The 17731-nt window shown below is 61.3% G+C and carries 25 protein-coding genes; 11 read left to right on the top strand and 14 right to left on the bottom strand.

Annotation, left to right across the window (positions count from 1 at the left end; all coding sequences use genetic code 11):
- Positions 1-53: 53 nt before the first annotated feature.
- The 7 genes from JQ609_RS35635 to JQ609_RS21810 form a co-directional block, all read right to left on the bottom strand.
- Positions 54-365 (bottom strand): adenylate/guanylate cyclase domain-containing protein, encoded by a 312-nt coding sequence (locus JQ609_RS35635; RefSeq protein ID WP_283813878.1) that lies wholly within the window; start codon positions 363-365, stop codon positions 54-56.
- Positions 362-1063, bottom strand: coding sequence for an adenylate/guanylate cyclase domain-containing protein (locus JQ609_RS35630; RefSeq protein WP_283813877.1), 702 nt, complete (start codon positions 1061-1063; stop codon positions 362-364). Before JQ609_RS35630 ends, JQ609_RS35635 begins: the two co-directional genes overlap by 4 nt.
- Positions 1060-1551, bottom strand: a complete 492-nt coding sequence (locus JQ609_RS35185; protein ID WP_249128283.1) for a DUF5939 domain-containing protein — start codon at positions 1549-1551, stop codon at positions 1060-1062. Before JQ609_RS35185 ends, JQ609_RS35630 begins: the two co-directional genes overlap by 4 nt.
- Positions 1552-1684: 133 nt before the next feature.
- The gene (locus JQ609_RS21825; RefSeq protein ID WP_212210420.1) at positions 1685-2326 is read right to left on the bottom strand and encodes a bifunctional 2-polyprenyl-6-hydroxyphenol methylase/3-demethylubiquinol 3-O-methyltransferase UbiG; all 642 of its coding nucleotides are present in this window, start codon (positions 2324-2326) and stop codon (positions 1685-1687) included.
- A 112-nt stretch (positions 2327-2438) separates the two neighbouring features.
- Entirely contained in the window at positions 2439-2795 is a 357-nt protein-coding gene (locus JQ609_RS21820; protein WP_249128281.1) for a hypothetical protein, read from the bottom strand.
- The gene (locus JQ609_RS21815) at positions 2792-2968 is read right to left on the bottom strand and encodes a hypothetical protein (RefSeq protein WP_212274917.1); all 177 of its coding nucleotides are present in this window, start codon (positions 2966-2968) and stop codon (positions 2792-2794) included. The genes JQ609_RS21820 and JQ609_RS21815 overlap by 4 nt, the downstream gene beginning before the upstream one ends.
- Positions 2969-3121: 153 nt before the next feature.
- Positions 3122-3982 (bottom strand): hypothetical protein, encoded by an 861-nt coding sequence (locus JQ609_RS21810; RefSeq protein ID WP_249128279.1) that lies wholly within the window; start codon positions 3980-3982, stop codon positions 3122-3124.
- Between the two features lie 84 nt (positions 3983-4066).
- Here JQ609_RS21810 and JQ609_RS21805 point away from each other — a divergent pair, with 84 nt between their 5' ends.
- Together JQ609_RS21805 and JQ609_RS21800 are read left to right on the top strand one after the other, a co-directional pair.
- A complete protein-coding gene (locus JQ609_RS21805) occupies positions 4067-5023 on the top strand; it encodes a formylglycine-generating enzyme family protein (protein WP_212274916.1) in 957 nt (318 codons plus the stop codon).
- 126 nt (positions 5024-5149) lie between these two features.
- Positions 5150-5473 (top strand): hypothetical protein, encoded by a 324-nt coding sequence (locus tag JQ609_RS21800; RefSeq protein ID WP_212274915.1) that lies wholly within the window; start codon positions 5150-5152, stop codon positions 5471-5473.
- A 408-nt stretch (positions 5474-5881) separates the two neighbouring features.
- Here the strand turns inward: JQ609_RS21800 and JQ609_RS21795 are convergent, their stop codons facing one another.
- Positions 5882-6139 carry a hypothetical protein gene (locus JQ609_RS21795; protein ID WP_212210411.1) on the bottom strand — a complete coding sequence of 86 codons (258 nt, stop codon included), beginning with the start codon at positions 6137-6139 and terminating at the stop codon, positions 5882-5884.
- Positions 6140-6497: 358 nt separating this feature from the next.
- Between JQ609_RS21795 and coaD the strand changes: the two genes are divergently transcribed.
- The 5 genes from coaD to queA all read left to right on the top strand — a co-directional run bounded on the left by coaD (position 6498) and on the right by queA (position 9692).
- A complete protein-coding gene (gene coaD / locus JQ609_RS21790; protein WP_212210409.1) occupies positions 6498-6995 on the top strand; it encodes a pantetheine-phosphate adenylyltransferase in 498 nt (165 codons plus the stop codon).
- 49 nt (positions 6996-7044) lie between these two features.
- Positions 7045-7608, top strand: coding sequence for a peptidylprolyl isomerase (locus JQ609_RS21785; protein WP_212210407.1), 564 nt, complete (start codon positions 7045-7047; stop codon positions 7606-7608).
- A 3-nt stretch (positions 7609-7611) separates the two neighbouring features.
- On the top strand, positions 7612-8052 hold the full coding sequence (locus JQ609_RS21780) for a hypothetical protein (RefSeq protein ID WP_212210405.1): 441 nt from the start codon (positions 7612-7614) through the stop codon (positions 8050-8052).
- Positions 8028-8492: a peptidylprolyl isomerase gene (locus JQ609_RS21775; RefSeq protein ID WP_212210403.1), complete on the top strand. Its 465-nt coding sequence runs from the start codon at positions 8028-8030 to the stop codon at positions 8490-8492. Before JQ609_RS21780 ends, JQ609_RS21775 begins: the two co-directional genes overlap by 25 nt.
- A gap of 123 nt (positions 8493-8615) precedes the next feature.
- Positions 8616-9692: a tRNA preQ1(34) S-adenosylmethionine ribosyltransferase-isomerase QueA gene (gene queA / locus JQ609_RS21770; protein ID WP_212274914.1), complete on the top strand. Its 1077-nt coding sequence runs from the start codon at positions 8616-8618 to the stop codon at positions 9690-9692.
- A 75-nt stretch (positions 9693-9767) separates the two neighbouring features.
- On the opposite strand, the gene JQ609_RS21765 is transcribed toward queA, so the two are convergent.
- The 4 genes from JQ609_RS21765 to JQ609_RS21750 form a co-directional block, all read right to left on the bottom strand.
- Entirely contained in the window at positions 9768-10358 is a 591-nt protein-coding gene (locus JQ609_RS21765) for a DedA family protein (protein WP_212274913.1), read from the bottom strand.
- A 240-nt stretch (positions 10359-10598) separates the two neighbouring features.
- Positions 10599-10760: a hypothetical protein gene (locus JQ609_RS21760; protein ID WP_212274912.1), complete on the bottom strand. Its 162-nt coding sequence runs from the start codon at positions 10758-10760 to the stop codon at positions 10599-10601.
- Between the two features lie 129 nt (positions 10761-10889).
- Positions 10890-11531 carry a glutathione S-transferase family protein gene (locus tag JQ609_RS21755; RefSeq protein ID WP_212274911.1) on the bottom strand — a complete coding sequence of 214 codons (642 nt, stop codon included), beginning with the start codon at positions 11529-11531 and terminating at the stop codon, positions 10890-10892.
- A 104-nt stretch (positions 11532-11635) separates the two neighbouring features.
- Complete coding sequence (locus JQ609_RS21750; protein WP_212274910.1) at positions 11636-12661, bottom strand: aspartate-semialdehyde dehydrogenase; 1026 nt, start codon at positions 12659-12661, stop codon at positions 11636-11638.
- Between the two features lie 275 nt (positions 12662-12936).
- Here JQ609_RS21750 and tgt point away from each other — a divergent pair, with 275 nt between their 5' ends.
- Positions 12937-14070: a tRNA guanosine(34) transglycosylase Tgt gene (tgt, locus tag JQ609_RS21745; RefSeq protein WP_212274909.1), complete on the top strand. Its 1134-nt coding sequence runs from the start codon at positions 12937-12939 to the stop codon at positions 14068-14070.
- A gap of 5 nt (positions 14071-14075) precedes the next feature.
- On the opposite strand, the gene JQ609_RS35175 is transcribed toward tgt, so the two are convergent.
- Entirely contained in the window at positions 14076-14288 is a 213-nt protein-coding gene (locus JQ609_RS35175; RefSeq protein ID WP_249128275.1) for a hypothetical protein, read from the bottom strand.
- 231 nt (positions 14289-14519) lie between these two features.
- Here JQ609_RS35175 and cysK point away from each other — a divergent pair, with 231 nt between their 5' ends.
- Genes cysK through JQ609_RS21730 form a run of 3 tightly spaced genes read left to right on the top strand, consistent with a single transcriptional unit; the run spans position 14520 to position 16125 of the window.
- Entirely contained in the window at positions 14520-15497 is a 978-nt protein-coding gene (gene cysK / locus JQ609_RS21740; RefSeq protein ID WP_212274908.1) for a cysteine synthase A, read from the top strand.
- Positions 15498-15499: 2 nt separating this feature from the next.
- Positions 15500-15739, top strand: a complete 240-nt coding sequence (locus tag JQ609_RS21735; RefSeq protein WP_192736086.1) for a BrnA antitoxin family protein — start codon at positions 15500-15502, stop codon at positions 15737-15739.
- A gap of 23 nt (positions 15740-15762) precedes the next feature.
- The gene (locus JQ609_RS21730) at positions 15763-16125 is read left to right on the top strand and encodes a hypothetical protein (RefSeq protein ID WP_249128274.1); all 363 of its coding nucleotides are present in this window, start codon (positions 15763-15765) and stop codon (positions 16123-16125) included.
- A 50-nt stretch (positions 16126-16175) separates the two neighbouring features.
- Here the strand turns inward: JQ609_RS21730 and JQ609_RS21725 are convergent, their stop codons facing one another.
- Positions 16176-17591, bottom strand: a complete 1416-nt coding sequence (locus JQ609_RS21725; protein WP_212210393.1) for a caspase family protein — start codon at positions 17589-17591, stop codon at positions 16176-16178.
- Between the last annotated feature and the right edge of the window lie 140 nt (positions 17592-17731).

Below are 17731 nucleotides of genomic sequence, written 5' to 3'. Positions count from 1 at the left end.
GTTGGTCTGGCGGCACGTGGGCCTGCCGCCAAGCGGCCAGCGGTCGTTCATTTCTACACCGGAGAGATTTCAATCCGATAAATTTCCATCTTCTGGCCGATGCCCTTCAAGTTCTCGTAGTCGCGCGACGCCGGTCGGCCTTTGACGACGTCACTGACTCCGGGCGCCTCCATCACCGATTCCGTCAGGCAAATTTCGTTGACGCGGGCGAGACCTTGCACGCGGGCGGCGATGTTCACGTCCTGCCCGAAGTAGTCCATCCGGTCGTTGAGCCTTACGGCGATGGCTCTGCCTCTGTGTACACCGACCTTGAGGCCGAGTGGTCGTGAAGCGGTTTGGTTGAACCGTGGCAGTTCTTCGATCATCTCGATGGAGGCAGAACGGCGTCCTGCGGACGCTCGAAGCCAGCCATGACTGCATCGCCGATCGTCTTGACCATGGTGCCAGATCGCTCCCGAATGATCTTGTTCAGGATGTCGAAGTGCTGACGCACCAGAAAATAGGCATTCACGTCGCCAACGCTTTCATACAACGGGGTGGAATCCTTTAGATCGGTGAACAGATAGGTGATGTCGGAGACTGCCAGGCTCTCCCGCTCATCCACCAACTGTGTCTTGTAGAGTTCGCCGAAGCACGGGGTGAGCAGCAGCCGCTTGCCGGAAAGAAACGGCTCATACTCGACCAGATGGGGCTCGAACTGGTAAGGGTATTGGAGGAACCAGAAGCGTCCGCGATCGCTGGTGCGGTTCTCGATCTGAATGGTGTGCTTGCCGGGGCTAAGATCGACCGCCTGTCGAAACGCAAAGCGCCCGTCGCCAAGATCCATTTCTCTCGGTCCAGTCGGCCGATCGGGAACTATGAATCGACCCGATTCGAGCCGGACCAGCGTTCCCTGGGGTTCCGCCGGCTCACCGTTCGCAAAGAAAACCAGAAGCAGCTTGTGGCTGAGATCGAGCACCTCGAAACGGCCGGCGGTTACGTCAAATTCGAACCTGCTCTGCTGATTGGCCTCGATATCGGCAAATCCCCGTGACAGTGCTGCGACGAGTTGCTCGTGCGTCATTCCGTGCGGAGGCTTGAAGTCCTTGGAAAGTTATAACGCAGGTAGTAGTCCTCCACGGACAGCATCTCAGGATGACGAAATACGATATCGCGGACGGCATTCGAGATCGTAAAGGTGACGTGGATGTAGTCGTCGAGCGCCACATCGTTGAGCGCATTGCAGAACTCGCACTGGAAACGTGGGTGGACCTGGTCTAGCTCCCGAAAACTGCCTGCAACCTGCGGGCAATAGGCGCAGGTGAGCAGCCACTGCATCTCGAACAGGCCGACTTTTGCGGCGTTCACAAACAGCTGGATTCCTTCGGACTCACTTAGGCCGTTTGCTGTCGCGTATTTGATAGGATTGACGCGAAAGAGATCATAGTCGCCGGCGGTGCGCACAAATCGCTCAAGGTCCGAAAGGATATGCGGCGTCCAGCTCGCTATTGAGTCCAACTCCGTGAGGCGCTGCTTCAGAAGGCTGTCATTGACCAGCGATAGCTCGTTCATCTTGCCACCTCATGGCGAAGGGAAGCGATTACATGCGCTAAAGAACCAACTTGGACACGGCAGTCGCCCGCGTCGACGAGGTCCGGCAGAGACCACACGAAAATCGCGTTGTCGGGTTATCGGATAAACCCAGTCAGCGCTGCTTCGGTGCTCGAAGCGCATACAGCCGTTGATAGATCATCGGCTCCGGTATCCAATCGAGCACGATGTGTCCAAGTGGCAGCTTGATCAGGCTGGCGATAATTCGAGATGAAGGCGGATGCCAGTAAACGGACAGGTTATGAAATTTAAGGGGAGCGAACCCCAGACTAGTGAACTCGTACATCAATCGCTTATGACTGAAGTGTCTTCGGTAGTCGACGATTGGACCCGAAAGCAAAAGTATCTTGCCGGAGTGTTCTTTGGCGACCTTCTCCCAAAACGCTTCTCGCTCGGGCAGGGACAGATAGTAGACGCATTCGAGGGCTGCGATCACGTCGTACCCCTCGAATGAGGCTTGCAAAAAATCGGCGCTTTCAAATCTGGCGTTTGGCAGGTTCAGCGATTTGGCGCGAGCAATTGCTACGTCGCTGATGTCGATGCCAACCACCGAGCGTGCCTTGTCAAAGACAGCTTGCGTCAAGTGGCCTTCGCCGCATCCGAGTTCAAGAACGGATTTGTCCCGGATGAATGGCTTCAGGCATCGGCGCAACACCTTGTCCCTGAATTGGGCGTGGGAAATATGCCAGGGGTCAGGGGTGGCGTAATAGAGATTGAAATCTGCAGCCGTTCGCATGGCTGATTTCCGCTTTTGAAAGACAAGCAATCGTCCCAGTCGCCAAGAACCGAATGTCCGTGGCGCGTTAGCGAGATCCCGGCGCTTCAAGCCTTGCCTTTGGCGGCAACGCCTATTGCAGGCTCACCCTTTCGCGCCATCGCGCTTCGAAAGTATCAAACTCCTTCAGTGCCCAGGCTTGCGAGTCCAATGGATTGCCAGGCTTCGCTGTAACCGCGCTTGTAACTGCTGCGGCGGAAACGGGTTGCGTGGATGCTTCCCTTGGCCATTCCAGCAACGATTTCGACAGCATGGGCTTGCCTTCGTACCAGCACTTTCGTCCATCGATCAGGCGATAGGACCACCAACGCCCGTGCGTATTCGACGGCATCGCGGCGCTGCATTGTTGTTTGGCCTGCGCGTTTGGCATCCCAACTGGCAAGAGCGTAGCAATCCAAACGGCCAGCGCGATTGGTGAGAGTTTCCTCATTTGCGCACTTGTTGCTGCAAGCGGCTTACAGCGACTACCAAGTCGGGGCGGCCGAGAACTTCCACCAAGCTGTCGAGGATAGTTTCATTGTTCTGCGGCCGGGGCCGAAGGTATTCTTCCAGTATGCGTTGCGCTTCGCTAATCGCCTGAACAGTCAATTGTTGATCGGTCATGTCTTCTTACCCATCAAACAGAACGCGCCCCATAAAAGCGGAGCGAAAAATCAAGACGCTTTTGGGAAATATCCCCGTTATTTTGCCTTATTTGATCAATTTTTGTTTCAATGTGGAACCTCAGCGCGCGATCCAGCCTCGACCGGCGGATGATTACGTGAAGGCGACCGCACTGAAATCGATTGAGACCAGCAGCATGTCAGTGACGGGTCTGCGATCGGGACCGCGTGCGTAGGCGCGCCGCATGCTCGGAAGGCGAATACCGTCCGCTTCGATATGCGCAGACGTGAGCTGTGCGGCCGGAAAGCCGCCCGCGATGTTCACGCTGTAATCATGACGGCGCAGCATCATGTCCTCGCCGAAGAAGAAGTCCTGCACCATGCAGTGGGTTTCCATCCAGCCGGGGAAGCGGGCGCGCAGCACGCGCCAGGCCTCGGTCTCTTCGACACGGACCCCGTCCATCACCAGCAGGAATGGCGTCGTCAGATATGTCCATACTGCTTCGCCGTTGAAGTAGGCACGGTGCAGCGGATCCCAGGGTGTGTGCATCTGGTGGCCCGCGAACGAATCCCGAGGCGCGTATCGCTCGGCGACCAGCGTACCGTCGAGCTTCTCGATGGCGATCCGATCCGGCGTGAACATCGTCCGCTGATCGGGAGCCCCGAACGGCGTGACGGACGAGCGCTCCTCATGCAGCCACACGGTCATGCGCCGCGGATTGCTATCCTGCAACAGGCCTTTGAGGGGAAAGAGGCCGCCGCCTGTGACCATGGTGGCCTCGACCTTATTGTATCTTTGCCAGCGCTCCAGACCGCCGTGCGCATCGAGAACTCTCGCAAGCAGCTCGTTCATGGCTTTCGTCTCCAATCCCCGGGAGAAATCGGTCAGGATCAGGCCGAAGTTCAGTCCGGTTAGGCGGTCGGCGTTGGTAGCGCCGATAGTTGGTAGCGCCGGGATATGTGGGCGCGCCGGTGACGAGGGCGGCGCCCCCCGGGTAGCGGTGCTCGTGGACATACCCCTTTGTGCGGTTCTAAGTTACGCCGTCCGAATTTGCCGCGATATGACAGATTGAGAGCTATCCTTTCGAAAGTGTATTCGATGGATCGCCTGGAAGCGATGTTGACCTTTCTGGCCGTCCCGGCTCGAAAGCGACAGCCGCGCGCTGCGACAAAGGGAATCCTGATTGGTCTCTCTGCGCTGCTGCTTGCAGGGGCTCAATTCCCCTATGCACGCCTCATCGCACAGGAAGCTATCGGACCGCACCGTTCCGCTCCGCAGCCGACTGTGCTCTCCGCCGACGCAGAGAGAGCAATGGCGTCAACGCCGGGCTCTGAATTCAGAGAATGCGCGCGCGGATGCCCGGTGATGGCTGTGATCCCCGCGGGCAGGTTCATGATGGGCTCACCCGATCACGAACCAGACCGCAGGACCAGCGAAGGTCCGCAGCACGAAGTGATATTTCGCGTACCTTTCGCTGTTTCCAGATTCGAGGTGACGTTCGAGCAATGGGACGCTTGCGTGGCCGCCTCGGCGTGTGCGCGCGCAACCGATGCATGGGGTCGTGGCGCGATGCCGGTGGTCAATGTGAGCTGGGACGACGCCAGGCAGTATGTGAGCTGGCTTTCGCAATTGACCGGCAGAGAGTATCGACTGCCGACCGAGGCTGAATGGGAATACGCCGCGCGCGCCGGCACCAGCAGCCGCTACGCCTGGGGCGATGAACCCGGCGCGGAAAACGCCAACTGCGCCGGCTGCAGCGACAAGTGGAGCTTGCAGACCGCGCCCGTTGGATCGTTCAAGCCCAATGCCTTCGGCCTGAACGACATGCACGGGAATGTATGGGAATGGACTGAAGACGTTTGGCACGACAGCTACCACGGCGCGCCTGCAGACGGCTCGGCATGGATCGAGGGCGATCGGGATTATAGGACCATTCGCGGTGCGTCCTGGCACAACGAGACGGAGCTAGCTCGGGCGGCGGTTCGCTTCGCACGTCACCGCAAGGTTCAGTTCGACACGCTTGGGTTCCGCGTGGCCAGGACAATGAGGCCGTGAGCCGCTGGTGGCGCCGGGGCTAAAGCGAGTCTTCATTGAGCAGGCAAGCCTCGATCATCCGATCCCGTTGTCCGCGGCATCGATGGCCGGCACGCCGAAGAACGCGGCACGCCCCGCGAGGATTTGATGCAGGGGAACGCGGCGACATTCGAGAACCTGGTTCCATGCAATCAAACTTTTGCCAAACGTCGCCGCTACCTCGACCGCCGGCTGGCGGTCGCGATAAAATTGTGGAACTCAATCATGTCGGCATACCCGAGCGTCACGATCGATAGAGAGCCGCGTCATCCAGGCGTCGAGGAAAGTCGTGTAGAGACGGCGGGCCGATCCGATCTCGACAGCGTCTTCGTCGCCGCACTTTACGCTGTGCTGGTCGTTCCTGTGATGACGGGGTGGTTGTACGTGCTCGGCTTGTCGTTCTGGAAGGTCATGATCTGGATGATTGCTTGATCATGCCCGATTGTCTGTCCGGCCCCCTCAGGCCCTGCGCGCGGAGCACATGAGATGCTGGACGTCCTTGTTATTTTGGTTTTGCTCGGAGCGGCCTACGCTGCTGGATATTATACGCGTGACCGTATGTCCCGAAAACGGCGTGAGAGCGCCCGCAGATGGAAGAACTACGTAGAGGCGGGGCGGCCGCAGCCCGCGAATACCAACCAGGCTCCCGCCAAACAGGCGCATGGCGATCTCGCTCAAATGCTGAGCCGCTGGGATGACAGGGCCCGAGCGCGTCGATTGCAGCACTGATCCTTCCCTAAAATGGATGCTGATTGCATCCTGAAACGCCGAAGTCCTCGGGGGGCATCCCGAGGCCTTCAAATCAGAGCAATCTGACGGCTAATTGGAAAGGTTGGCGTCTTATGGGGTGCGGTCGGCGGTAACCAAGCGCGCTTCCCGGATAAACGACTTGGAGCCGGCGGCGCGGAGGCAGGAAGCCTCGAAATTCGGCCAAGCCTGCTGCGAGCAATCCTTGCCGACGGTACGGATGTCGAGGCGGTCACCCTTGGCAAGCGCCTGCGGCACGCTGGCTTCGACCGAGGGGGCAAAGCCGGGCAAAATGGTCAATGCGGTGGCGATCAGCGCGGCAAAGGCGATTGCGGAAAGTGCCTTGATCATGACGGTCCCCTGTCATGGGCCGTTCGGCCCGTCGTTTCGTTGGATGGATGTGTACCCAGGCGGCGTTTCCGGGTGTCTTCGCCAAGCCCGAAAATGGTTTCGTCCGGGCCGAGTTTTGTTTCGTCGCCCCGGAGAGGACGAAACATTGCCGGCTCGCCTAAGCAGACGCGCGGACCCCCACAGTGGTTCATCGGCCGATCCCAAATAAAAAGGCGGGTTTGCGGGGAACCGGAGCGTTTTCGAGCGAAGCCTGCCCCGGGCTTGATCCGGGGCGGGTACCGGTTCGCGTGAAGAAAACGGGTCAAAACAAGAGAGTGGCCGGCTTGCCGGGCCGCCCGGGGCGGGTTAGGAGGGTTCTATGCCCCGTATCGCGCTCTATCCCGGCTCTTTTGACCCCGTCACCAACGGCCATCTGGACGTGGTCCAGCACGCTGTGACCCTGTGCGACCGCCTGATCGTCGCCGTTGCCGTCCATCCCGGCAAAAAGTCGCTGTTTTCGACCGATGAACGCCTGGAGATGCTCAAGGAGGTATGCGCCCCCATCGCGAAGAGCGCCGGTTGCGCCTTCGAGGCCTCCACCTACGACAATCTGACGGTCACGGCGGCCCGCGCGGCCGGCGCCACCATCATGATCAGGGGCCTGCGCGACGGCACCGATCTGGACTACGAGATGCAGCTTGCCGGCATGAACCAGACTATGGCGCCTGAGGTGCATACGGTGTTCGTCCCGGCGTCCCCCGCGGTCCGCCCGATCACCGCCACACTGGTACGCCAAATCGCGGGCATGGGCGGCGACTTTTCCGCGTTCGTGCCGCCCTCGATCGCAGCCAAACTCAAGGCCAAATTCGCCAGCTAGCGCCTGTTCTGCGCTCTCAAAGCCTTACTCTCTCGATCCCGGAGTTTTCATGATCCGCATTCTCGCTTTTGTCGCCGCGCTGATCTGCGCGGCTCCCGCGATCGCCCAGCCGCTGCCGGCCAATCTCGACAAGGCCAATGCGGTCGTGATCGACACGACGAAAGGCCGCATCGTGATCAAGCTGCGGGCCGACCTCGCGCCCCAGCATGCCGAGCGCATCAAGCAGCTGGCACGCGAGGGCTATTACAACAACGTGCCGTTCCACCGCGTCATGGACGGCTTCATGGCGCAGACCGGCGACGGCCAAAACTTCAACGGCACCGGCGGCTCGAAATATCCGAACCTGAAGCAGGAGTTCTCCAAGGTGCCGTTCACCCGCGGCATCGTCGGTATGGCGCGGCGCGGCGACAGCGTCGATACCGCGAACTCGCAATTCTTCATTATGTTCGCGGAAGGCTCGAGCCTGAACGGCCAGTACACCGTGATCGGCGAGGTCGTGTCCGGCATGGATGTGGTCGACAAGCTGAAAAAGGCGCCACCGGGATCGTCCGGTGGACAGGTCACCGACCCTGACAAGATGGTGAAGGTGCAAGTCGCATCCGACATCAAGTGAGCCATGAGAGCGTCACGCAGCAAACCGCTCCTCGGGTTTGCCGCGCTGCTGTTGTGCCTGGTATCGACGGCGCAGGCGCCGGCACAACCGGTGCAACTCGACACGCTCAAGGACATCTTTGTGCGGCTGCATTCGTGCTGGAAGCCACCGCCGCTGTCGCAAGCCAACCCGATCGACATCACCGTGGTCGTCAGCTTCAACCGTCAAGGCGCCATTCTCGGCCAGCCCAAGATTACCTATGAATCGGAACACGCCAGCGATAACGACCGGCTCAAATACCGCATCGCGGTGATGGAAACATTGCAACGCTGTACGCCGTTGCCATTTACCGAGGGACTGGGCGGTGCCGTTGCCGGCCGGCCTTTAGCGGTCCCTTTTCGAACCCGCAAACGTCCACCCAAACCTGATGAGAGAAGAGCATGGCAGCCACAGAAAATACTTTGATCCTTGAGACCACGCAGGGCCCCGTCACCATCGAGATGCGCCCGGATCTGGCGCCGGGCCACGTCGCCCGCATCAAGGAACTGGTGCGCGAAGGGTTTTACGATGGCATCGTGTTCCATCGCGTGATCGAGGGCTTCATGGCGCAGACCGGTTGCCCGCAGGGCACCGGCACCGGCGGTTCCGGCAAGAAGCTGAAGGCCGAATTCAACAAGGAGCCGCATGTGCGCGGCACCACCTCGATGGCGCGCGCGGCGAGCCCGGATTCCGGCGACAGCCAGTTCTTCATCTGCTTCGACGACGCATCCTTCCTCAACGGCCAGTACACGGTCTGGGGCAAGGTCACTGACGGTATGGAGAACGTCGACAAGATCAAGCGCGGCGAGCCGGTGCAGAACCCGGACAAGATCGTCAAGGCGCATATGGCGGCTGACGCGGCGTAACGCCGACGCCGTCATTCCGGGGCGCATCGAAGATGCGAACCCGGAATCTCGAGATTCCGGATTGCCGCGTTTCACGCGGCCTCCGGAATGACGCTGAGAGGCAACGCTGGAGCGCATTGCGCCATGCGCACCGATCTCTTCGACTTCGAACTGCCCCCCGCCAACATCGCGCTGCGGCCGGCGAGCCCGCGCGATTCCGCGCGGATGCTGGTGGTGCAGCCGGACGGCGTGTTGCACGACCGGGCCGTGGCCGAACTGCCGCAATGGCTGCAGCCAGGCGACCAACTCGTCGTGAACGATACCAAGGTCATTTCGGCCCAGCTCAAGGGACGCCGCATTGGCCGCGAGACCGAACCGAAGATCGAGGCCACACTGATCAAGCGGCTCGACGGCTCGCGCTGGCAGGCGCTGGTCAAGCCGGCCAAGAAGCTGGCGCCGGGCGACGTGGTGCGCTTCGGCAATGAAGGCAAGGTCTGCCTGCTCGGCCATCTCGACGCCGAGGTCGAGGCCAAGGGCGAAGAGGGCGAGATCACGCTGTCGTTCTCGTTTCATGGACCTGTGCTCGACCAGGCGATCGCCGACCTCGGCACGCCGCCATTGCCGCCCTACATCGCCTCCAAGCGAACGCCGGACGATCGCGATGCCGCCGATTACCAGACCATGTTCGCGGCCAATGAGGGGGCGGTCGCCGCACCCACCGCAGGGCTGCATTTCACGCCGGCGCTGGAGGCGGCGCTGCGCGAGCGCGGCGTCGGACTGCACCGGATCACGCTGCATGTCGGGGCAGGGACCTTCCTGCCGGTCAAGGTGGAAGAAACGTCGGAACACCGGATGCATGCCGAATGGGGCTCGATCTCGGCCGAGACCGCGGCGGCACTCAATGCGGCGCGCGCCAAAGGCGGCCGCATCGTCGCGGTCGGGACCACATCGTTGCGGCTGCTCGAGAGTGCGGCCACCGAGGACGGCACCATCCAGCCGTTTGGCGCGGAGACCGCGATCTTCATCACGCCGGGCTATCGCTTTCGCGCGGTCGATATTTTGCTGACCAACTTCCATTTGCCGCGCTCGACCCTGTTCATGCTGGTGTCGGCGTTCAGCGGGCTGGAGACCATGAAGCAGGCCTATGCCCACGCCATCGCCGACGGCTATCGCTTCTATTCCTATGGCGACGCCTGCCTGTTGTTTCGCGCGCGGGAGTGATCGACGCTGCTAGCTTTTTTTTGACGCGTTTTCTTCACGCGAACCGGTATCCACTTCGCTCGAAAACGCTCTCGTCTAGCTTCGCTCGACGGCGCGCTCGAGCTTCTTGCTCAAGAACCAGGACAGGCCGAGGAACACGACCAGCAGCGCGAAGGCGACGCCGGAGGAAGCATCGCTCATCATTTTCTCCGAGACCTGACCAAAAGCGTAGCCGGCCGTGACGACCGTGCAGGACCACAGGCCCGCCGCGACGAAATTGAACGCCAGGAAAGTGGACCAGGGCAGCTGCGATATCCCATACGCAAAGCCCGCGACGCCGCGAATGCCGTGCGGAAAACGATGGAACAGGATCATCCAGGCATAGTGGCGGTCGGCCAGCCGGGCTGCGATCTGGACGGCACGTTCCAGCCTCGGAAAGGATCCGAGCCAGCGTGTGCCATAACGCCGCCCGACCCAGAACCGGATCACGTCGCCGGTAAAGGTGCCGAGCCAGCAAATCACGATCAGCGTGCCGAAATTAAGTGCGCCTGCATGCGCGGCGTAGCCTGCGAACAGCGTTAGCAGCAGGCTGTGCGAGGCCGCATAAGCAAACATGAGGCTGTAGGCCGCATCGCCGTGCTGGCGTATGAGATCGAGAAACGATGCGAGATCGGTCGGAAACAGCAAATCAGCTCCGCTTTGACGACTATCCCCCGGTGACACGTCCTGTCGCCGGGGGACCGGGGCGAACGCTACTACGCGGCCGGAGCATTTGAAAGCAAAAGGCGGGCTGGTTTTATGGGCATATTCGCGCAGGGCGCAGGGCGGCCAGAACGCAGCGCACCCACCAACACATTTACGCGGTCGCGTGCCTAGGGGCGCAGGATACGCGCTACAACGGCGGTCCGTCGATCCTTCCTATGTCGATCAACGCGGCTCGCTCGGCTTGTCCCGCTCCCGACTTTCGGCGGCCTGGGCGGCGCATTCATCCATGCCGTGGCACTTGCTCTTGTAATAATAGTACCACGACCCGGCTATCGCGCAGATCAAGACCAGCCCGACGAGATAGACCCAGCTTCGTTTCGGCATCGTCAGCCTTCAATTTCGGTAGCGATCGCGAACTTAAACCAACGATTCGCCGTGAAGCCAGCAGGCGACGCGCCTCTCATCGATGTCAGGAATTTCTCATTTCCGACGACGCAACGAAGGCGCGTCAGCTCAAATCCAGGGTTCTTGCAAATGCTCCTGTTGCAGCGCGCGTTGAACCGCCGGTCTGGCCAGAATGCGATTCATGTACGGACCGACATGAGGCCAGCTTGTTCCCGAACGCGGCATTCCACGTGACCATCGACACAGGGTAAGCGCGCAGGCGTCAACTGCCGAGTAAGCATCACCCAACAGCCACTGGCCACCGTGAGATTCGAGCGCACCGTCGAGCAAATCGAACAAGCCATACACCTTCTGTTCGGCACACGCTCGCAACTCGGGAAACATGGCTGGATCGTTGGCCCATTTATGGGGATGCAGATACATCGACAATGCAGGCTGTAACGTACTGGAGGACCAGATCAGCCACTTATAAAAGTGCGCGCGTTCGCCAGTCCCTGTAGCCGGAGCCAGCTCGCAACCTGGATAGGTATCGACCAAATGCAGGCAGATGGCTGCGGATTCGTACAAGACCAGGTCATCCTGCACGAGGACCGGGATCAGACCGTTTGGATTCAGCCGGAGATGATCGGGGCCCTTGTGCGCGCCGCCGCTCAGATTGACAAAAATGAGCTGATACGGAGCCCCGATTTCTTCCAGCAATATATGCGGAACGAGGCTGATGAAGCCGGGATAGTAGTAGAGCCGCATCATCAGCGATCTCCTCGCGCACAAAAACGAGCATGCTTCGCCGCATAAAAATGATGCGCGAAGCGTGGAGTTGGTTAGCGACGTCTAACCTACTCCACGCGTTCACCTCACGCCATCGCGCGCTGCGGCAGCAATTCCGCAATCTGGACGGCGTTCAGCGCGGCGCCCTTCAACAGCTGGTCCGCCGAGACGAACATCGCGATCGAATGACCTGATGGATCGCTAAGATCCTTGCGGATGCGGCCGACCAGCACGTCGTCCTGGCCTGACGCGTCGATCGGCATCGGGAAGTAATTCTTCGTCCGATCATCGACGATTCTGACACCCGGCGCCTTCGACAGGATCGCGCGTACCTCGTCCTCCGAGATCGGGCGCTCGCATTCGAAAGTGATGGCCTCGCAATGCGCGCGCAGCACCGGCACCCGCACGCAGGTGACGCCGATCGCAATCTTCTCGTCCTCGAAAATCTTCCGCGTCTCCTTGATGACCTTGGTCTCTTCGTCGTTGTAGCCGGTGTCAGGATCGATCGCGGTGTTGTGGCTGAACACGTTGAACGCGTAGGGGAGCGGGATCACCTTGGGCGTAAACGGCCGCCTCTCGAGGTTGGCGCGGGTCGATTCCTTGAGTTCCTCCATCGCCGCCGCACCGGCACCGCTGGCGGCCTGATAGGTCGAGATGATCATGCGCTTGATGCGGTTTTGCCGGTGGATCGGCCACAGCGGCACCAGCGCCGTGATCGCCGAGCAGTTCGGGTTGGCGATGATGCCCTTGTGGTAGCGGATGCGGCCCGCGTTGATTTCGGGAATGACCAGCGGCACGTCCGGATCCATCCGGAAGGCGGACGAATTGTCGACCACGACGGCGCCCGACTTCACCGCGATCGGCGCATACTTCTTCGAAATGCTGCCGCCGGCCGAGAACAGCGCGATGTCGACGCCGTGGAAGGAGTGCGGGGTGAGCTCTTCGATCATCACCTGCTCGCCGCGGAAGTTGACGGTCTGGCCGGCCGAGCGCGCGCTCGCCAGCGCCTTCAGCTTGCCGACGCGGAAATTGCGCTTGTCCATGGTGGCGATGAATTCGGCCCCGACGGCGCCGGTTACGCCGACAATGGCCACTACTGGATCGTTGCTCACGTTCGTCTTCCTTTGGTTTGAGTAGGCTGCAGGCAATAAAAAAGCCCCGGTCCTTTTCAGGCGGGGCTTCGGTTCAGATGATGCGATCGTCAGGTTACGCGCGCACGGCTCCCGAGCCCCCCAAGGGTGCTTTGGTTTTCGCGGTACGTTTGGTGGTCGCGTTCATGGGGCGGACTTATGCGGGAGACTTTTGCCGTCGTCAACGGGTTTTGGAGGGAAAAAGAGGCCGAATGGCCTGTTGAACAGGGCGCGCTTGTTACGCCATAAGCTCACCCATGGACGTTCCCAATCATTTCGAGCTGCTCACCACCAACGGCCAGGCCCGGCTCGGCCGGCTCTCCACCCCACACGGCATGGTGCGGACGCCGGCCTTCATGCCGGTCGGCACCGCGGGCGCGATGAAGGGCATGCACTGGCGCGAGGTGCGCGATGCCGGCGCCGATATCGTGCTCGGCAATACCTACCATCTGATGCTGCGGCCGGGGGCCGAGCGGATCGCCGCCTTTGGCGGCTTGCAGAAATTCACCGGCTGGCAGGGGCCGATGCTGACCGATTCCGGCGGCTTCCAGGTGATGTCGCTTTCAGAGCTGCGCAAAGTGACCGAGCACGCCGTGACCTTCCGCTCACATATCGACGGCGCCAAGGTCGAACTGTCGCCGGAACGATCGATCGAGGTGCAGCGGCTGCTCGGCTCCGACATCGCCATGCAGATGGACGAATGCGTTCGGCTGCCGGCCGAACGCGCCGACATCGAACGCGCGATGCAGCTCTCGTTGCGCTGGGCCGAGCGCTCAAAACGCGCCTTCGAGAGCGCGCCTCCCGGCTACATGCTGTTCGGCATCGTGCAGGGCGGCGATGTGCCCGAGCTTCGCCACGCCAGTGCGCGCGGGCTGGTCGAGATCGGGTTCCACGGCTACGCGATTGGCGGTCTTGCGGTCGGCGAACCCCAGGCGGTGATGCTTGCCATGATCGAGGAGACCGCGCCCCGGCTGCCACGGGATCGTCCGCGCTATCTGATGGGCGTCGGCACGCCCGAGGATCTGCTGGAGGCGGTGGCGCGCGGCATCGACATGTTCGACTGCGTCATGCCGACCCGTAACGGCCGGCACGGCATGGCGTTTACCCGCTTCGGCCAGATCAATCTGCGCAATGCCCGCCACGCCGACGATCCGAGGCCGCTGGACGAGGAGAGCACGTGGCCGGCGACGCGCGAATACTCGCGCGCATACCTGCATCATCTGGTGCGGTCGGGCGAAACGCTGGGCGCGATGCTGCTGTCTGAAATCAATATCGCGTACTATCAGAGCCTGATGCAGGGCATGCGGGACGCGATCGGCAACGGCAGCTTTGAAGCGTTCAAAAAACAAACGCGCGCCGGATGGGCGCGCGGTGACATTGCTGTGAGGTGAAGACCTCAGTTACAGGCGAACCTCCGGATCGAATGCTTGGTCACGAAGCCGTAACCGCAGGTATCGCAGGTCCAGAGATAACCGATGACGTGGTCATACATGTAGGCGGAAGCTTCCGCGGCCACCATGGAGTCCGCACATACCGGGCAGGCTGGTAAATCACAGCCACGCGGGTCGGGCCTAGACGCGACGGACAGGACTTCAGCAATTGCTGGCATCGTGACCTCCTTGCGACCTGAAGCGGAAGCTCAACTCACGACGAAAGTATAAACCGATTTATTTGACGTTGTCGCAACACAAATGCGTTGGAACGACTTTATTGGCGAACTTTCGATTTTGCGATGCAGCGAATTTTGACACTGACGTTTCGGACTTGCGCATCAGCTCGGCCACCTCCTAAGTAAGAGAGCCCCGAATTCCGGGCATATTATCACTATGGGAGCGTTGTAATGGAGGCATCGTCAGCCACGGGTGCAGTGCATCGTCCCGGGCGGGGCAGGGTGTTCGACAGCATCATCGATGCCGTCGGCGACACGCCGATCGTCCGCTTGCGCAAACTGCCGCAAGCCCACGGTGTCAGCGCTACCATTTTAGCTAAACTTGAATATTTCAGCCCGGCGGCAAGCGTCAAAGACCGCATCGGCGCGGCGATGGTGATCGCCATGGAGAAGGCCGGCGTGATCAACGCCGACACCGTGCTGATCGAGCCGACCTCCGGCAATACCGGCATTGCGCTGGCATTCGTTGCGGCCTCACGAGGCTACCGGTTGAAACTGGTGATGCCGGAATCGATGTCGATCGAGCGGCGCAAAATGCTGGCCTTCCTCGGCGCCGAGATCGTGCTGACGCCGGCGGCGCAGGGCATGAAGGGCTCGATCGCGACCGCCGAAGAGCTGGTGCGCACGACGCCGAACGCCGTGATGCCACAGCAGTTCAAGAACCTCGCCAATCCCGAAATTCACCGCCGCACCACCGCGGAGGAAATTTGGAACGACACCGGCGGCAATATCGATTTCTTTGTCGCAGGCGTCGGAACCGGCGGCACCATCACCGGCGTCGGCCAGGTGCTGAAGCCGCGCAAGCCTTCGCTGCGGGTGATCGCCGTCGAGCCGGAGGAAAGCCCGGTGCTGTCGGGCGGGCAGCATACGCCGCACAAGATCCAGGGCATCGGCGCCGGCTTCATTCCGGACATTCTGGATCGTTCGGTGATCGACGAAATCGTCAAGATCAACTCGGCGACTGCGATCGAGATGTCGCGCGCGCTGGCACGCAACGAAGGCATTCCGGGCGGCATCTCCTCAGGCGCGGCGATCGCCGCCGCGCTCGAGATCGGCAAGCGGCCGGAGGCCGCCGGCAAGACCATTCTCGCCATTGTGCCGTCATTCTCCGAACGCTATCTGTCGACTGTATTGTTTGAAGGAATTTAGCGATGGCGGACCAGCCGAGACGGCCGAGGACCCTGAACGACGCCCGCAGCGAGGCCGAAGCGGCGTTCAAGCGCACCACCACCAAGGTGGTGGAGGCGCCACCGAAGCCGACGGCGCTTCCCGGCGTGAAGGAACTCGTGTCGCTACGCATCGACCAGGATGTGCTCGAATATTTCCAGGAAGGCGGCGCCGGCTGGCAGGACCGGATCAACGCGGCGTTGCGCAAGGCCGCCGGCAAATAGCCCCGCGAAACAGATCCGCGCGAATGCGTCCTGTCCTGGCCCACTTCCGGCTGGTTGTCCTGAGCTGCTTCGGATTGGCGATCGGCGGCTGCCTCGCCGATCCGGCGATCGCGGATCAGGCGCCGTTCACCTGCACGATCCTGCCGGGCGAGGAGATCGCCAGCATCTCGATGACGAACCCGCTCGCCCGCCACGCTTCCTGCATCGTCACGTGCAGATTCTCGACCACCAAATACGATAACAATCCGCAGATCACCTGTGCCAAGTCGGTGCCCGCGGGCAAGGAAGTGGAGATGTGCCGGCTGACGTCGGGCGGCGACAAGTTCGTCAAACTTGCCGAAGGCCGCGCGGATTGCTTGGGGCTATCCAACCCCAGCTCCGAATGAAAAAGCCCGGGATGATCCCGGGCTTTTTGCCGTGAATTGTCTTTGAGCGCTTAGCGCAGCATGCCGCCCACGACGCCGCCGATGAAGCGCCCGGCGCCGGCCGGATCGGGATTACTCTGATACTGGCGTTGAGGCTGAGGTTGGGGCTGTGCCTGCTGCTGGCCACCGCCGCTGGTAGCGCGGCGCTTCGGCCGCTCTTCGTCAGAACTCGCGGTCGGCGGCGCCGCCACGATCTCGGTCAACAGGGCTTTGTGCTGCAGCCTGTTGAGGTAGCCGGTCTTGGGGTAGCCACGGGCGGCCTGCCATCGCGTGATCACGGCCCGGGTCGGGGCATCGAAATTGCCGGACACCTTGGTGTCGAAGCCGAGACCGTTCAGGCGGCGCTGCACGTCGCGGCGCTGGCCCTTGTCGAGGCCAATCTGGTCCTCGGTGGTCTGGTTGGCTTCTTCCTTGAACGTCGCCGGATCGATGCCGGCGGTCAGGTTGCGCGTGGCATTGTCCGGTTTGCTCTCAAGTGAGGCGATCCGTGCCAGCGCCAGCGATTTGAACTGACCGTTGGGATACTGAGCCACGTAAGCGTTGAGCTCTTCCGGCTTGCTCGAATCCTTGATCGAGCGCCAGAACTCGAGCTCGACGTCGCTGCCCGGTGCAGCGGCGGCTACCGCCGGCGCGGTTCCGGGCGCGGCAGGCGCGGGCGCGCCGTTCAGGTAAACCGCACCGGTCAGGTTGGTGTTGCCCCAGGGCAATTGACCCTTGTTGGTTTCCTCCTGGACCTGAGCGCGGACCTTGGTCATCGCCTGCTGAAGCTCGACGCCAGGCTGGGTGAGGTTGGCGAGCAGCGCGCGGGTGAACGGGCTGTTGCCGCCTTCCTTGCCGTCAAGCGCGGTCTGGCCGGGGCCTGTCGCAAACGCGATCAGCGTGCCTTCGCCGGATTTCATTTCGGCAAGGCCGGTCTGCACCGACACGCTACGGGTCGACGGCGCGTTGGACTTGATCTTGGCGGCGAACGGATTGTCGCGGCAGGCATCGAGCAGCACCAGCTTGACCTTGGCGTCGCTCATGGTCTGGTCGAGCGTGAGATCGATATTGATGGCTGCGCCGAGCTTGACGTCCATTTCCGATTTGATGTCGGCGTCGATCGGCAGCAGGTAATTGGTGCCGCCGACGGCGATGCCGTGGCCGGCGTAGAAGAACACGGCCACGTCGGCGCCCTGCGCCTTTTTGCCGAAGTCGAGCAGCTTCTCCGTCATCTTGTCGCGGGTCAGGTTGGAGCCTTCCACCACTTCAAAACCGACATTGCGCAACGCGGCCGCCATCGCCTTCGCGTCGATCGACGGATTGGGCAACGCGGCGACGTGCTTGTAGGTGCCGTTCCCGACCACGAAGGCAACTCGCCTTTCGGCGCTGGCGGCGCCGGCGGTGAAGACCATGCAGATCAAGGAAAGGACAAGGGTTGGGAAGCGCATCAGAAAAATCCCCCTGGCAGAATCGAAAAAGATTTCGGCGGCAACGTTGGCCGCAGGTTACACGAAAAAAATACACACCGCGCCAGAAAAATGGGCAGCCTGCCCAGATCCGGGAGCCGTATGATTCGCTCTTAAGCTAT

Source organism: Bradyrhizobium sp. AUGA SZCCT0169, assembly GCF_018130085.1.
In the GTDB taxonomy this organism is placed as follows: Bacteria; Pseudomonadota; Alphaproteobacteria; order Rhizobiales; family Xanthobacteraceae; genus Bradyrhizobium.
The sequence above is the reverse complement of the archived record's forward strand: the minus strand, read 5'-3'. Positions and strand labels throughout refer to the sequence as shown.

Coding starts and splice junctions, on each gene's coding strand:
- JQ609_RS35635 (WP_283813878.1), bottom strand. CDS start 365: ATGATCGAAGAACTGCCACGGTTCAACCAAACCGCTTCACGACCACTC.
- JQ609_RS35630 (WP_283813877.1), bottom strand. CDS start 1,063: ATGACGCACGAGCAACTCGTCGCAGCACTGTCACGGGGATTTGCCGAT.
- JQ609_RS35185 (WP_249128283.1), bottom strand. CDS start 1,551: ATGAACGAGCTATCGCTGGTCAATGACAGCCTTCTGAAGCAGCGCCTC.
- JQ609_RS21825 (WP_212210420.1), bottom strand. CDS start 2,326: ATGCGAACGGCTGCAGATTTCAATCTCTATTACGCCACCCCTGACCCC.
- JQ609_RS21820 (WP_249128281.1), bottom strand. CDS start 2,795: ATGAGGAAACTCTCACCAATCGCGCTGGCCGTTTGGATTGCTACGCTC.
- JQ609_RS21815 (WP_212274917.1), bottom strand. CDS start 2,968: ATGACCGATCAACAATTGACTGTTCAGGCGATTAGCGAAGCGCAACGC.
- JQ609_RS21810 (WP_249128279.1), bottom strand. CDS start 3,982: ATGTCCACGAGCACCGCTACCCGGGGGGCGCCGCCCTCGTCACCGGCG.
- JQ609_RS21805 (WP_212274916.1), top strand. CDS start 4,067: ATGGATCGCCTGGAAGCGATGTTGACCTTTCTGGCCGTCCCGGCTCGA.
- JQ609_RS21800 (WP_212274915.1), top strand. CDS start 5,150: ATGCAGGGGAACGCGGCGACATTCGAGAACCTGGTTCCATGCAATCAA.
- JQ609_RS21795 (WP_212210411.1), bottom strand. CDS start 6,139: ATGATCAAGGCACTTTCCGCAATCGCCTTTGCCGCGCTGATCGCCACC.
- coaD (WP_212210409.1), top strand. CDS start 6,498: ATGCCCCGTATCGCGCTCTATCCCGGCTCTTTTGACCCCGTCACCAAC.
- JQ609_RS21785 (WP_212210407.1), top strand. CDS start 7,045: ATGATCCGCATTCTCGCTTTTGTCGCCGCGCTGATCTGCGCGGCTCCC.
- JQ609_RS21780 (WP_212210405.1), top strand. CDS start 7,612: ATGAGAGCGTCACGCAGCAAACCGCTCCTCGGGTTTGCCGCGCTGCTG.
- JQ609_RS21775 (WP_212210403.1), top strand. CDS start 8,028: ATGGCAGCCACAGAAAATACTTTGATCCTTGAGACCACGCAGGGCCCC.
- queA (WP_212274914.1), top strand. CDS start 8,616: ATGCGCACCGATCTCTTCGACTTCGAACTGCCCCCCGCCAACATCGCG.
- JQ609_RS21760 (WP_212274912.1), bottom strand. CDS start 10,760: ATGCCGAAACGAAGCTGGGTCTATCTCGTCGGGCTGGTCTTGATCTGC.
- JQ609_RS21755 (WP_212274911.1), bottom strand. CDS start 11,531: ATGATGCGGCTCTACTACTATCCCGGCTTCATCAGCCTCGTTCCGCAT.
- tgt (WP_212274909.1), top strand. CDS start 12,937: ATGGACGTTCCCAATCATTTCGAGCTGCTCACCACCAACGGCCAGGCC.
- JQ609_RS35175 (WP_249128275.1), bottom strand. CDS start 14,288: ATGCCAGCAATTGCTGAAGTCCTGTCCGTCGCGTCTAGGCCCGACCCG.
- cysK (WP_212274908.1), top strand. CDS start 14,520: ATGGAGGCATCGTCAGCCACGGGTGCAGTGCATCGTCCCGGGCGGGGC.
- JQ609_RS21735 (WP_192736086.1), top strand. CDS start 15,500: ATGGCGGACCAGCCGAGACGGCCGAGGACCCTGAACGACGCCCGCAGC.
- JQ609_RS21730 (WP_249128274.1), top strand. CDS start 15,763: ATGCGTCCTGTCCTGGCCCACTTCCGGCTGGTTGTCCTGAGCTGCTTC.
- JQ609_RS21725 (WP_212210393.1), bottom strand. CDS start 17,591: ATGCGCTTCCCAACCCTTGTCCTTTCCTTGATCTGCATGGTCTTCACC.